Annotated in this window: 14 protein-coding genes; 8 read left to right on the top strand and 6 right to left on the bottom strand. The window is 37.4% G+C overall.

What is annotated here, in order from left to right; translation table 11 throughout:
• Positions 1 to 21: 21 nt before the first annotated feature.
• The 3 genes from C4F50_RS00680 to C4F50_RS00670 form a co-directional block, all read right to left on the bottom strand.
• Complete coding sequence (locus tag C4F50_RS00680) at positions 22 to 312, bottom strand: DUF6520 family protein (protein WP_193844515.1); 291 nt, start codon at positions 310 to 312, stop codon at positions 22 to 24.
• A gap of 107 nt (positions 313 to 419) precedes the next feature.
• Positions 420 to 1,937 (bottom strand): MauE/DoxX family redox-associated membrane protein, encoded by a 1,518-nt coding sequence (locus tag C4F50_RS00675; protein ID WP_193844514.1) that lies wholly within the window; start codon positions 1,935 to 1,937, stop codon positions 420 to 422.
• Positions 1,938 to 2,156: 219 nt separating this feature from the next.
• Entirely contained in the window at positions 2,157 to 2,447 is a 291-nt protein-coding gene (locus C4F50_RS00670) for a hypothetical protein (RefSeq protein WP_099719111.1), read from the bottom strand.
• Positions 2,448 to 2,815: 368 nt separating this feature from the next.
• On the opposite strand from C4F50_RS00670, the gene C4F50_RS00665 reads away from it, so the two are divergent.
• The 4 genes from C4F50_RS00665 (at position 2,816) to C4F50_RS00650 (ending at position 7,785) form a co-directional block, all read left to right on the top strand.
• Entirely contained in the window at positions 2,816 to 3,238 is a 423-nt protein-coding gene (locus C4F50_RS00665; RefSeq protein ID WP_228011930.1) for a plasmid mobilization protein, read from the top strand.
• The gene (locus tag C4F50_RS00660; protein WP_193844512.1) at positions 3,223 to 4,473 is read left to right on the top strand and encodes a relaxase/mobilization nuclease domain-containing protein; all 1,251 of its coding nucleotides are present in this window, start codon (positions 3,223 to 3,225) and stop codon (positions 4,471 to 4,473) included. The genes C4F50_RS00665 and C4F50_RS00660 overlap by 16 nt, the downstream gene beginning before the upstream one ends.
• 18 nt (positions 4,474 to 4,491) lie before the next feature.
• Positions 4,492 to 6,480 carry a conjugal transfer protein MobC gene (mobC, locus tag C4F50_RS00655; protein ID WP_193844511.1) on the top strand — a complete coding sequence of 663 codons (1,989 nt, stop codon included), beginning with the start codon at positions 4,492 to 4,494 and terminating at the stop codon, positions 6,478 to 6,480.
• A 423-nt stretch (positions 6,481 to 6,903) separates the two neighbouring features.
• On the top strand, positions 6,904 to 7,785 hold the full coding sequence (locus C4F50_RS00650) for a hypothetical protein (RefSeq protein ID WP_193844510.1): 882 nt from the start codon (positions 6,904 to 6,906) through the stop codon (positions 7,783 to 7,785).
• A gap of 1,003 nt (positions 7,786 to 8,788) precedes the next feature.
• On the opposite strand, the gene C4F50_RS00645 is transcribed toward C4F50_RS00650, so the two are convergent.
• The 3 genes from C4F50_RS00645 to C4F50_RS00635 all read right to left on the bottom strand — a co-directional run bounded on the left by C4F50_RS00645 (position 8,789) and on the right by C4F50_RS00635 (position 10,879).
• The gene (locus tag C4F50_RS00645) at positions 8,789 to 9,019 is read right to left on the bottom strand and encodes a hypothetical protein (protein WP_193844509.1); all 231 of its coding nucleotides are present in this window, start codon (positions 9,017 to 9,019) and stop codon (positions 8,789 to 8,791) included.
• Between the two features lie 11 nt (positions 9,020 to 9,030).
• Positions 9,031 to 9,243 (bottom strand): hypothetical protein, encoded by a 213-nt coding sequence (locus C4F50_RS00640; RefSeq protein ID WP_193844508.1) that lies wholly within the window; start codon positions 9,241 to 9,243, stop codon positions 9,031 to 9,033.
• 1,210 nt (positions 9,244 to 10,453) lie between these two features.
• Positions 10,454 to 10,879: a DUF1810 domain-containing protein gene (locus C4F50_RS00635; RefSeq protein ID WP_193844507.1), complete on the bottom strand. Its 426-nt coding sequence runs from the start codon at positions 10,877 to 10,879 to the stop codon at positions 10,454 to 10,456.
• A 315-nt stretch (positions 10,880 to 11,194) separates the two neighbouring features.
• Between C4F50_RS00635 and C4F50_RS00630 the strand changes: the two genes are divergently transcribed.
• The 4 genes from C4F50_RS00630 to C4F50_RS00615 are packed head-to-tail and all read left to right on the top strand — an operon-like array spanning position 11,195 to position 13,702.
• A complete protein-coding gene (locus C4F50_RS00630; RefSeq protein ID WP_193844506.1) occupies positions 11,195 to 11,584 on the top strand; it encodes a single-stranded DNA-binding protein in 390 nt (129 codons plus the stop codon).
• A 37-nt stretch (positions 11,585 to 11,621) separates the two neighbouring features.
• Positions 11,622 to 11,981: a DUF7222 domain-containing protein gene (locus C4F50_RS00625; RefSeq protein ID WP_070908213.1), complete on the top strand. Its 360-nt coding sequence runs from the start codon at positions 11,622 to 11,624 to the stop codon at positions 11,979 to 11,981.
• Positions 11,982 to 12,008: 27 nt separating this feature from the next.
• Positions 12,009 to 12,389, top strand: coding sequence for a Cas9 inhibitor AcrIIA9 family protein (locus C4F50_RS00620; protein ID WP_193844505.1), 381 nt, complete (start codon positions 12,009 to 12,011; stop codon positions 12,387 to 12,389).
• A complete protein-coding gene (locus tag C4F50_RS00615; RefSeq protein WP_193844504.1) occupies positions 12,386 to 13,702 on the top strand; it encodes a PcfJ domain-containing protein in 1,317 nt (438 codons plus the stop codon). The genes C4F50_RS00620 and C4F50_RS00615 overlap by 4 nt, the downstream gene beginning before the upstream one ends.
• Positions 13,703 to 13,787: the final 85 nt, after the last annotated feature.

Raw genomic sequence — 13,787 nt, 5'->3', positions numbered from 1 at the left:
GCATCCTCTCTGTTTACAAAATTATTGGCCATCTACTATGCGGTATAATGGCAGTGGACAGTTGTTATCCTCATCCCTGTCGTAAATGGTCGGACCGGAGTCAATGTTTAGCCTGCAGACCTCATCCTTTGGAATATCAGAACATTCCACAGGCCCTTGGTTACACTGACCATTGGAGAAATAATACCCTGTGGTAAGCGCGACTGTCTTAGCTTTCTCCGCACGCTGCATTGAAGTCGTTGCAAATGCTCCAGCTATAGCCAGCACTGCAACTGCAGCTGGCATCACATTTTTTACAAATAACGTTTTCATAATAACTAATTTTTATATAATAATCTGATCTACTTTTTTATACAGGTGTTCGATCTAAGCCCTGACACCGGCCGGTATATTATTGCATTTATAGTTTTTTTTTAGGTTTATTTTATTTCTTTTTTAAGGATTTCGCTAAGTTTATAAACAACAAGATCAGTACCTATCAGTGCATATAAATTATTATCGCTGATCATCAGTGAATTTAGCTGGTTACCTGAAGTGTGATAGATCGGAAAACTCATTCGATAGGTCATGGTTTTTAAATCATAAACATCAATTATAAAGGAACGATTCCATAACTTTTCATTCTCGTATTTGCCTTTAATTTTAGAATGTACAAAAAGCAGATTTTTATAAACGGCAGCTTTTGCGTTAACAACTTCTCTAGGGGAACTGATAGCAAAACTTTTTCCATTATTTAATGTCGACACTTTAAAACTAACATGACTTATAGTGTCAATTGTATTTCCTCTTGAAAGCAGCGTTCCTTTTTTATCTGCTGTAAAAAATGCATTGCGGTAGTAATACAGATAGACAATTAATTCAGATTCACTGCTATATAGAAGCATACCGTCTGTATCAAAAATCCCATCCTTCTGTTTCTCAAGCAGTGCTCTTTTATAGCTGATTTTTTCAGTAGCATCTGAATTGAAAACCGCAATTACATTGGCTGCTTTTTTTGAGTTATTTGAACGTATGACAGCACTTAAACTGTCCATAATAACAGCCTTTGTAAAATAGGGTATTCCTTTCAGGTCCTTTGTAATTTTCCAGTCTTTAATTTTCCCTCGTAAAAGCACTGGAACAGTTCCGTCAGTAATATAAAAGAAAGGCGGCTTGACATTTACGGTTATCGTCCTAAATGGTTTGCTTTTTAGATCCAGGTGCATCTTTTCAACTCTTCTCTTCTTTAAATTATGATCGAAGGAAAGGATATAGGCGGGATATTGGTAATTGCCCATATAAATCCGGGAATCAGAAATTCCTGCGATATAATGGGAGTTATATTTGATATCGACTAAAGCGGAAAATTCAACCGGATGCTGCGGATAACGTCTAATGAACGGATTGTTTTTGTGCATAATGGTCTCCGAAGTAAAAAATAGTACAATCATAACAGTGGTACTTAGTATGATAACTATTACAGAAATTTGCGTCAGCTTAGCTTTGGAAACATTCTTCTTATTACTTTGCTTTAGCTCTTCATTTTTAAAAATTCCGACTAAAGCCATTATTACAAACACTATATTGAATATAAAATGCGCTTGCCAGCTCATTTTTTCCAAAATTCCTCCGCATGAACAGGGTATAAAGGAACCGAAATTTAAAATTAAAAAGATGTATGCCGTAAACATAGTCATTAATCCAAGTGATGCAAATAATCCGAAAGTCCTCGTTCTTCGAATAATGACAAAAAATGCGATAATAATTTCTATTGCAATTACAGCCCAAGAAATCAAGCCTGCATAAGCACTGATAAGAGGTGACTGGCCAAGCTGCACTTTAAAATTTTCGAAATCCAGTATTTTACTTACTGCTGCATATATAAACAGCCCTGCAAACAAACTGCATATCGTTTGGATCATAAAACGTTTAACCGAAGTAACTGGAATCATCATCATTATTTATTTTTTGAAATTATAAGCTGTTTTAAAAAATCAGATGTTGCTTTTCCAATTTCTTTATACAAATGTATATACGAAATTTCGTATACACCCTTTAAAAATAAAGCCAAAAACTTTGAAAATCAGGCAGTTTTACATTTGAGATGGCATAAAAAATAAATGCCTGCACTTTGTAAGAATCGCACAGGCATTAAATCATTGTAATTGTTTTTGAAATCAGCCTTTTATCGAGGCGCTGATTCCGGCAAGTTTTTCATGCAGCTCTATAAGCCCTGCTTTCTGCAGGCACTCTTGAGAAAGACTCTCCAGTTCTGTCCTTCCCTGCTCGCTTATGCTCTCCAATAGTACCGAAGATCCTTCTCTTATCTTCAGCCCGTCCTGTATCAAATGGCTTAAAAGCAGCACATTTTTTCGTGAAATTTTCAAATCCATTTTCACCGGTTCATTCATGCCAGGGATACTCAGCACCGTATCAAAAACCTTGGCCGCATCATTTGCTGTAATCATACTTCATCATTTTAAATTAATATTTCACTTACCGTAAAATTATAAGGTATCATCCTTATTTACCCTACTCAAAATTTGGGGAGGATTGCATGGCTTGGAGGCCTTTTCTAATTTAGCTCTCATGTAAATCGCTAGAACCTGTTCAATTGGTGCATTTTAGATTTTTGAAGCTGATTCTGAATGGATTCCCTTTAATTTTTATTAGGGATGACAGCTGCTTCTTAGCTGATTGCTGCAGCAGAAAAAAGACGTTTAGAAGCTTTAGGACTGCGGTTTTCTGCAGTCAGCAAGATGTCTGGTTGTATCACAACCAAAAATCTTGCTGCCCCTCTGCTCGGAACTCGCTGGCAGTGAAACTTAAAGGTTGAATGAAATTGAAACAACGAAAAGAAAAGATCATGGAAGAAAAAAACAATAGCAGAAACAGATGGCTGCACATCCGGCTGACCAAAGAAGAATTCGAGCAGATTGACAGAAATTTTAAAGCTTCAGTCTGCCGCAAACGCAGTGAATTCGTCCGCAGAAATCTGCTGAGAAAACCCATTGTTATGAGATATAGAAACGAGTCTCTCGATAAGCTGCTGCAGGATCTTATACAGCTTAGGACACAGCTTAATTTCATGGGAAATAATTTCAATCAAAGCGTTAAAAAACTCCACACCCTTTTTGAAATTGCCGATTTCAGAATTTGGATTCTGGCTTTTGATTCCGACAGGAACAAATTTTTTTCGCTGGTTGAAGAAATAAAAAAAAGCATTGAAAATCTCGCCCAAAAATGGTTGCAGTCATAAACACAGGACACTCGATAAGAGGCATCCTTATCTATAATGAGAATAAAGTTTCCCAGGGTGCAGCTGTGTGCATCGGCGAGGGAAATTATCCCATCGATATTGAAAAAATGTCAGAATCTTTTAAGCTCGGCGTATTTCTAAGACAGCTCCAGCTCAATGAAAATGTCAAACGCGGCGCTGTGCACATTTCACTGAATTTTGACCGGTCCGATAAGGGTTTATCAAAAGAGAAACTCATGCAGATTGCCTCTTCTTATATGGAGAAAATTGGATTCGGCGCACAGCCTTATCTGGTCTACCAGCATCATGATGCGGGACATCCGCACCTGCATATCGCAGCAATAAATGTGAGGGCAGATGGCTCAAGAATCAATATGCACAATATTGGTAGAAACCAGTCCGAAACGGCCCGCAGAGAATTGGAGATTTCTTTTAATCTGGTTCGGGCAGATTCGAGAAAAAAACAGAGTCCGATACTTATTAATGCCATTGATGCGGAAAAAATAAAATACGGGGCAGTGGATTCCAAAAGAGCCATCGGCAGTGTACTCAATGCGGTCATTCCGAACTACAAATACACAACGCTGGGTGAGCTGAACGCAGTATTGAACCTGTATAACGTGAAGGCGGAAAGGGGAAAGGAAAATTCAGAAATGTTTCAGAACAAAGGGCTGATCTACCAGATTCTGGATGAGAACAAAAAGACTGTCGGGGTTCCTATAAAAGCCAGCAGTTTTTATTCCAAGCCTACTCTTTCCCGGCTTGAAATTAATTTTGCTGCAGCTAAAACTTCTCGTATGATAAACATGAAAAGAACCCGAAACGCGGTGGATCTGCTCCTTTTGAAATACCCATCCATAACACTCTCGCAGCTCGAAACACGGCTGGCGAATCAGGGCATTACAGCAGTTGTCAGAAAAAATGAACAGGGGTTTATATACGGCATGACCTACATAGATCATAACACCAGATGCGTTTTCAACGGAAGCAGTCTCGGATCAGGATATGCCGCCAAAGGGCTCCTGCAGCGTCTGGGCCAATCGTCCCATTCTGAGAAGCAGTATACAGTTCCTGATGGTACGGCTCAGAAGCACGGCTCCTTTATTTCCGCAGGGGAAGTGCAGCGGATAATTGATGAAGTGCTTTACGCCGGAACGCCGTTAGATTACGTTACCCGAGAGCTTAAAAACAAGCGGAAAAAAAGAAGGAGAAAAGGACAGTCCGATAATAATTAACACATAAAAATCAACAGCATGCAGACGGGAGAAAATGAACAGGCGCTTAGAAAAATTTTAGATATGACAAGACTTATGGGCATTACAGTGCTGCTCATCCATTTTTATCATTACTGCTTCGATTCCTTCAGGCATTGGAATCTTGCACCGGATTTTGCCTCCAGGATAATGGAGAATATTTATCGTACTGGACTTCTGGACAGCTTCCATAAATCAAAGCTTTTTGCACTTGGACTCTTGGTTATTTCCCTTATGGGTGCCAGAGGAAGAAAAGATGAAAAACTCCATTTTAGAACTGCTTTTTATTATATCTCAATGGGCCTCCTGCTTTACTTTGGTTCCTATCTGGCTTTTGTAATATTTGCGGATGCTGAGGTATGCTCCGTACTATATATCTCACTGTGTTCTTTGGGCTATCTGATGACACTCTCCGGGGGCACCCTGCTCTCCCGCATTATCCGCAGAAAGCTTAGTTCAGCAGATATATTCAATAAGGAAAATGAAACTTTCCCCCAGGAGGAAAGGCTTATTGAAAACGAATATTCCGTTAACCTTCCCGCACGCTATCATCTCAAAGACAAAGTGCGCAGCAGCTGGATTAACATTATAAATCCCTTCCGAGGCATTTTGGTTCCAGGCACGCCGGGTTCGGGAAAATCATACTTTGTAATCCGCCATATAATCACCCAGCACATTGCCAAAGGCTTTTCCATGTTCATCTATGATTTCAAATTCGACGATCTAACCGTTATCGCCTATAATGCCTGGCTGAAATTCCGTCATCTTTATGACGTGGAACCCAAATTTTACATCATAAATTTTGATGACCTCTCCAGAACCCACCGCTGTAATCCCCTTGATCCTGCGGCAATGACAGACATTACCGATGCCGCTGAGTCTGCCCGCACAATCCTTATGGGACTCAATCGGGAGTGGATTAAAAAACAGGGCGATTTCTTTGTGGAATCGCCCATAAATTTCCTGACCGCAGTAATCTGGTACCTCAGAAAATACAGCGATGGCCAATACTGCACCCTGCCCCATGTCATTGAAATGATACAGACCGATTACGAGAGCCTTTTCACGCTTCTGCGAACCGAAAAAGAGATTGAAGTGCTCATCAATCCCTTTGTCAGCGCCTTCCTGAACGAGGCTGTAGACCAGCTGGAGGGCCAAATTGCTTCAGCTAAAATATCGCTGGCAAAACTCTCTTCTCCACAGCTTTATTATGTGCTGTCGGGCAGTGATTTTACCCTTGACATTAATAATCCATCCGATCCGAAAATCGTTTCAATGGGAAACAATCCGCAGAAAATACAGACTTACGGAGCGGTGCTTTCCCTTTTCGTCAGCCGTCTTATCAAACAGGTAAACCAGAAGGGAAAACTAAAAAGCAGCCTTATTTTTGACGAGTTCCCAACAATCTATCTCAACAATATTGACAGTCTGATTGCCACGGCAAGAAGCAACAGAGTGAGCACCTGTCTTGGGATTCAGGACTTCAGCCAGCTGCGTAAGGACTACGGCCGCGAACAGGCTGACGTGATTGTCAACATCGTTGGAAATATTGTATCAGGACAGGTCAGCGGGGATACCGCCAAACAGCTATCAGAGCGTTTCGGAAAAATAATGCAGGATCGCGAAAGCCTCACCATCAACAGCAGCGACACCTCTATCAGCCTTTCAAGACAGCTCGAATCAGCGGTGCCGCCATCAAAGATTTCAACGCTGAGTTCGGGGGAATTTGTTGGCATGACAGCTGACAACCCGGACTGCAGAATTGAACTTAAGACCTTTCACTGTGAGATAATCAACGACCACGAAAAAATTAAAAAAGAAACAGATAATTACAAAGAAATCCCTATCATTCAAAACATAGGTAATGTTATTGTCCAGAAAAATTATCTGCAGATCAAAATTGAGATTCAGGAAATAATACAAAGCGAAATGGAACGGATAATCAAAAACCCGACACTTTCATCCCTGGTTCTCAAAAAAGAAAAATAACCTTTAATATGAGATAAAAAACAACTGTGCATTTTCACAATTACGATATATACCATAAAGCTCAAATCTATTGAGTTTTTCAAGACATTTTTTTTGCTTATCCTAGGAAATTTAGATTTCATTTTGCAGGATAAATAACTTTGGATAACTTCTTTAGAGGCCATCTATGGCGCTCTAAGAGTACGTTTTTGCTAATTGGTAACCTCATGGAGTGCCTACTGCGTATCTCGATTTTAGTGCAAGTATTTGATTTCTAAACTCAACAAAAAAAAGAATGCACATCTTATTTTGGTTTTGTCTATAATTCATTTTTTCAGTTATATCTCAGTCTAATGGTGGAATTTTGATTAAACAGATTTTGGTTAGTTTATATGGTGTTTTGCTATTTTTCTTATATTTAACATCTAATATAAACCAATCAAAATGAAAAAAATTTACTTAATTATTTGCGTGCTTTTTTTATCGATTGCGAATAGTCAAAATAATACAGATTTAGAATCTGCACAAAAAGCAAAAGCTGAAAAAGAAGCGAGAGCAGAAGCTGAAAAAACTAAAGCTAAAATCGATTCAGAAGCTGCTCAAAAGGCAAAGCTCGCTGCAGAAGCTAAGGCAAGAGCTGATGCAGATGCGGGAAAATTGAAGATGGCTGCGGATGCGAAAGCAAAAGCCGATGCAGAAGAAAGATATAAATTAGTATTAGTTGAAAATTTCAAAACTAATATTTCAAATTTAGCTTCTCATGCATTAGTTGGAAGTAGTAGTACACCAACCAAAGTTAAAGATGATAATCCAATTGATGCTGATGGTGTTGGCTGTGATAAGCCTAAAACGTTAAACGATTTAGATGGTGGATATGATGTATTCTTTAGTTCCACTAAATATATTTTAGATGTTAATGGTAAAATAGTTTTTGTTTCAGCTGGAACTAGTACTTCTAAAACAAATTTAAATTATAAGTTCTTGCAGTATAAAAAACAGAAATGTACGATCAATGGTAAAGAAGAAGAAGTTGTCTATGGTTGTGGTGTAGATTTAAGTTTAGATGTTAAGTCAAAAAAGAATTCCGCTAATATTAGTTCTTTGCCAAACATAGCGGCAGCAGTTACATACAAGGATGCTGACGTTCAATATAAATTAAAAGTGATAGGTATTACTGGTGACGCTATCAGAAGTAATCTGAATATTAATGGTGATTTTGATGTAGATAATTATGGAAAGATTATTAGTAAAATTGATGAAATTTTAAAAAACATGGGGACATCCGGTGTGAATATTTCACCGCAATTGATTGTTCTGGAAAAATAAAATAAAATTTAAATAAATATGGGAAACATTAAGTTGTCATCTGCCGACTATGAAGAAATGGATGATATAGCAAAAAAAGTGCACGTGATAATAACATAGGTATTGATGAATATATTAAAACGGCAAAGATTGCATATCGTAATCTTTTGGATGTGCTAGCTATAGAGATGGATAACTCAAATAATGGTGTTGAATTACTAATCCTCCAATATAACCATGGAATGATAGGTAAACATCTTCATAATTTGAGTTCATATGAAGCAAAACGATTGGTAAATATACATCAATCAAAATCTGAATAGTATAATTATAAAATAATTAATATAAAGCCAATCAATTAATAATTGATTGGCTTTTTTATGTCCAGAAAAACTTTCTAAAACTATTTAAAATTTCTTGCTTTTTATTCTAAAAAGTCTATATTCTACGGGTGTTTTTAGATATTTTAAAATACTAAGTATTTGATTTTTAAGTTTTTAATCATTGTGTGAATTTTATCTCAAAATAATAGTGTTGTTAAAAACTACGTCCGATTGTGAATAAGTTTGGCTTTCACGTACACCGAAAAATGTCGAAATTTGTGGTTCAACAAAAAAGCCGCAGTTCCTAGGCTGCAGCTTTTTATAAATCTTTGGTCATGGACCCTTACAATCCAGAGCATTGGTTGATAATTTCATCCGTTACTTTAAACGTTATCAGTACAATATCGATGGTTGTACAAATGTGGAAAAAGTAATAAAATTATTAATCCAAATTAAGAACCCGTCTTTTAGGCGGGTTTTCGTTTTACAAAAGTATAATAAAAAAATGATTAGAGAAGGTTTTCCATATTTTGTTTATCAACAATTTCTATAATTACGCATCGTAAAGCGCTATTAATAAAGAATTTGCGCTGTTAAGAAAAATTTTAATTTTTCAACGATATTTTTTTTTAAAGCAGCACATTGTAAATATTTTTTTAATTATTTGATTTTATAAATATTCAAATCTGAATTGATACAATTTAATCTATGTAATTGATTTTTCGTCTTGCAAATTTTCTAATCAGATAAGTTGCTGTTATATTTAAATTACTTCTATCTAAACCATACTGCTCAATATAATTATCTACAAATGCGTGTACAGTTTTTTCTGCATCTGCTAATTTTTTAATACTGTCATTTTGATTTGAAGCGTTATATTCTTTTTCAAGATGCTCATTAAAATCTTTTTCAAATTGTGCCATATTGCTCATAAAATATGAAATTAGTTTTTAAATTCTTTAATTAATTCTTCATACTCACCTTTATTAAACACATCGGCAAATCTTTGCGATATCTCCATTATTATCTTTTTTCTTTCCTTATCTGTTTTTGCTCGAATGTAATCTTGTTGTTTTGTAATGAAATCAGCAAATTTACCAGTAGGAGTATTCATGTGTTGAAAATCTTGTATTACTTTTTCTAGATGTGAAGGCATATTATAATAGTTTTTCGTTAGTCTGCTTAGAGGAACTAGTTTTTTTTCATTATTTCTAGTATCATTTCTTTACGTTAATTATTACAAATATACATAATGTCATTTTCCTTAATTGATTATTTTAAATACTTTCTGAATCCTTATTTAGAATTTTTATTAATTAGATTGCATTTTAGAAGTTAGTTAGAAGGATATTAAAAAAACGGGGTGTTGATAACTCCATTTTTTTTTTTAAAATACATAGAAAAACGAAACAGAATGAAACAAAATGAAACAAAATGAAGAGATAAAAACAATTAAAACGACTAAAGATGGATAATTGCGGCTAAAAAAATAATTGTTTATAACTGTTGCTTGATTTTGTAAACCTTTCAAAAATTTATAAAACTGATGCCGTATATTTGTAGAACGGCAAATGAATCTTCATTTGAAGCCATAAAAAAACCAAAAGAGGTCAGAGTCTTTTGGTTTAAGGGTGGATTTGTTCAATCCTTTATTTCTAATGCTATGGAAATAACAACTTATCTTGGGGTAATCGGAATATTATATTTCTTACCCTCTTGTTTAAAACAACTTCGAAAACTAGTTCGAGCAGTTAAAAGCAAGTAAAACTTAGTTAAAACCACTAGACCTTTTTTCTGGTTCTGGTGGTTTCTTATTTTTACGGTGTAAATATAATCATTAAATTTAATATAATTAATATCTGTACTCCCTTTATTATGTTTACTCCTTCTACATTATTTACTTTTTATACTATTTCTTCTATTGCCAGTCCTTTCATTATCTAATATCTCTTTACTATATTTATGCTAATTTAGTGTTTCTCATTTTATCTAAATAATTATGTCAAATATTAATAACATTACCAAGTCAATAACTATGGAGGAGGATTCGATTTCTATGATTTATATTAATTCAATATTTCCTTAAGATTCTCATTTAGCCGAGTTCTTTACGGTATGCCAAAAGAAGTAGCAATTGAGCTTTCACGACAGCTCATTGCAGATTTCAAACTGATGGCAGATTTGTATACAAACGTAATCTCTATATTGACGAGCTTTTAAATATTTTTTTTTTTACAATTGGCCGTCCTTCTGCCTTTCCCAGCTTGAATTTGATATTGACCTAATTTGGATAATACTTGAAGCCAAAATAATTTAATAGACACCTGAAATTCAAAATATAAAACAGTAAATTATGATTGAAGAATTCAGTAAATTAAAATCTGCAGTGTCTTTTCGTCCTTTACCCCATTATAATATTTTTCAAGCACCTGCCTGAAACATTCAGGCGTTGCAGGCAGTAGTCCGAACAGGGTCACGCAGGATTTGAGTTTTCTTTCATCTGCCCTGCCCAGAATTTCCAGTGCCGTTTTATTCTCGATCTCAAGCATTGCCTGGGTAATTTCCACCAGACGTTTTCCCAGTATGGGGTGATTTAGATACAGTGAGGCTTCCTGCAGATTTTCAATGCCGTAAAAGATATTATAATCCGTGTATCCCAGTCCTCTCAGCTGGGGAAAAATAAACCACATCCAGTGGGTCTGTTTGCTGCCCTGCCTGATCTCGCGCAGTGCGTTCTCATACGTTTCCCTTTGTGCCTCTAAAAAACGGTTCAGATCATATCGCTTTTCCATTGCATTGCTTTTTGTCACCTGAAATTACAAAATATTTCAATGCCTATCCCAAAACAGGCATTTGAAATAGGGGTGCTGACTGCTGTAAAACTAATAGGGAAATTTTCAATGAAAACGGATTAAAAGAGCCGCGAAAATAGCACCCGCAGGCTCCTGCATGCGCATAACGGCCTTGCCGCCCTTCGGGACTTATAGCACTCCGGATCCTTTATCGGGCGCTTGATTTTGTGCTTTCTTTTTTCCCGTTTTTCTTTTGAAAAATTTCATGCGGGCTTGAGAAAAAACAGAAAAAATACTCACTTAAAATGTTGCATCATGGAAATCTCAGGACGAATTACAAAAGATGCCGTAACGGCAAAAGTTTCAAATGACAGGGAGGTGGTAAATTTCTCCATTGCCATAAACGACAGCTACAGACCAAAAGGATCTGACGAGCTTAAAAAGATAGTAACCTACATCGACTGCTCTTATTGGATGGGTTCCAAAATGGCGCAGTGGCTTAAAAAAGGCACTGTGGTCGAACTCTTCGGGCGTATAGGTCTGAATGTCTACAATAATGCCGAGGGCAAAGCGCTCGGTTCGCTGACCTTTCACACCAGTAACATAAAAATACTGGTTTTCCCAAAAACAGATAATACTGCTGAAGTTCCCGCAGTCCAAAAGAAAAATGCGCCAAAAGACGAACCCGACGACCTGCCATTCTGATTGGATAAAAGCCGTTTCACATCAAAATTTATACGCCATGAAAGCCTTTGAAAAATCAGTTTACATAGAATATCCCGTATCCGCCCAGTTCAAAAAAATAGTCCTCTCTAATATGGAATCTTATGACGGAACAAAAAAAGAGCAGTTAAAATCTTTCTTGGAAGACCTGCAGAAAAACGGATGCATCTGCGGGATGATTTCAGAGTTTGTCTACAACTCGGACTGCAGGAAATTCTATATCCAGCATTTAGATGATTTGGAAAATATCCGATATGAAATTGAAGATTCCCTTGGGGAATCTGTCAAAAACCGCCACCGACTGCCCCATTACACCTTTGTATGCTGGCTCTGTTTTGAAGAATACTGTTTTGACATCTACAGAAACAGTTTTGAATAACGCTTTTTCAATCTTAAATCTTCCTTTATGAAAGCATCAGAAAAATTTAAAACCGCCATAGAAAGCTACCTGAGCGAAAAAGCGCAGAACGATCCCCTGTTTTCAGAGGACTATAAAAAAGAAAGCAAAAACATGGAAAGCTGTTTCCATTACATTTTCGGCGAGATCAAAAAAACAGGGGAATGCGCCTTTGACAATCAGGAAATCTTTGACATGGCTGTGAAGTACTACACAGACGACAGTATTGGAACACCTGCCACTATTCAATGCAGAGTTGCAGTAAGCCCGCCTGTAAAACCTGATTTGTTCTCAACTGCCACCGCAGTATCTCAAAGCACAGTTCAAAAAACAGTGGCAGTACAATCCGTGAATCCTGTACAGAAAACCCTAACACTCTTTGACTTATGATACCCAAAACAGTTATAGAAAAAGAAATCAGCGCCTTAAGCACCACCCTTGTGCCCATTACTGCGCAGATGCATCAGTGGGCGGAAAAAAATATTTTCCTGAAATGGGCGGTACTCTCACGAGGGAAATTCCATTGTCTGGAATGTACCCATTTATGGAAACCTGACAGCCAAAGCCTGTCCTGCCAGAAGTTTATCAAATGCGCCTCCTGTAAGGGGAAACTTAAAATGCATCAGCACAATCAGGTGCATTTTAGGGAAATTGAATACTTCGCCCTCACCGATACCTGCTCTGGGTATCAGGTGGTGCGCATCATCTGCTCGCATAAAAACATGAAAAAGAATTTTCTTCCTGACTATTCCCATACCGAAGTCATGCAGCATTGGATAAATCCAAAAGGGGAAGTGCGCACCATCTCAAGAAGCACCAATGTTTTTTCCAATGCCTATGATGCATGGCAGTACTATTCCTCTTTAGAAATCCGTCCAAAGGATTTTCAGAACTCCTCAAAATACCGCATCAATCCCTACAAGGTTTATCCGCACATGAAAGTGATTCCGCTTTTAAAAAGAAACGGTTTTAAGACTTCCAACTATGGCATTGCCCCGCAGATACTCTTTACCGCCCTGTTAAAGGACAGCATTGCAGAAACCCTTTTAAAAAGTTCTCAGACTTCTCTGCTGAAACATTACCTCACTTCCCATGAACAGCACCTGCGTAAAAACTGGCAGGCAGTAAAAACCTGCCTTAAACAGCGTTATCAGATTCAGGACATCAAAATTTGGGAGGATTATATTGCCCTGCTCCGATGGTTTAAAAAAGACCTAAGCTCCCCTGCTCTTGTCTGCCCCGAAAATTTAGACCAGGCGCATGACAGGCTTGTTGCTAAAAAAAGGAATATTCAGCGCAGGAAACATCTTGCGCAGATGCGTGCTGAAATACAGAAAGCAGAGCCGATTTATGAAAATGATAAAAAACAGTTCTTCGGACTTTCTTTTACCGATAATGACCTTACCATAAAAGTCCTTGACCGTGTGCAGGATTTTCTCCAAGAGGGCGACACGCTCCAGCACTGCGTATTTACCAACGAGTATTATAAAAAGAAAGATTCCCTGATACTCTCGGCGCAGATTGAAAACAGACCCGTGGAAACCATTGAAGTATCCCTTTCGAGAATGGAAATTATCCAGTGCAGGGGACTTCGCAATAAAGCCACTAAATATCACGGCAGGATTCTTAGGATTATAAATAAAAACCTGCCTGAGATTGCCGGACGGTTGAAGAAACGAAAAAAGCAGACTGCTCCTGCTTAACCAATTTTACTATTGATACCGCAGATTTTACACTGCGGTTTTTTTTTGGCGCGCAGACACTTTAAGGTGTACAGGGCAGTCCCGG

The sequence above is a fragment of the Flavobacterium hungaricum genome (assembly GCF_015182285.1).
GTDB lineage: Bacteria > Bacteroidota > Bacteroidia > Flavobacteriales > Flavobacteriaceae > Flavobacterium > Flavobacterium hungaricum.
This window is presented reverse-complemented; position numbering and strand designations above follow the sequence as displayed.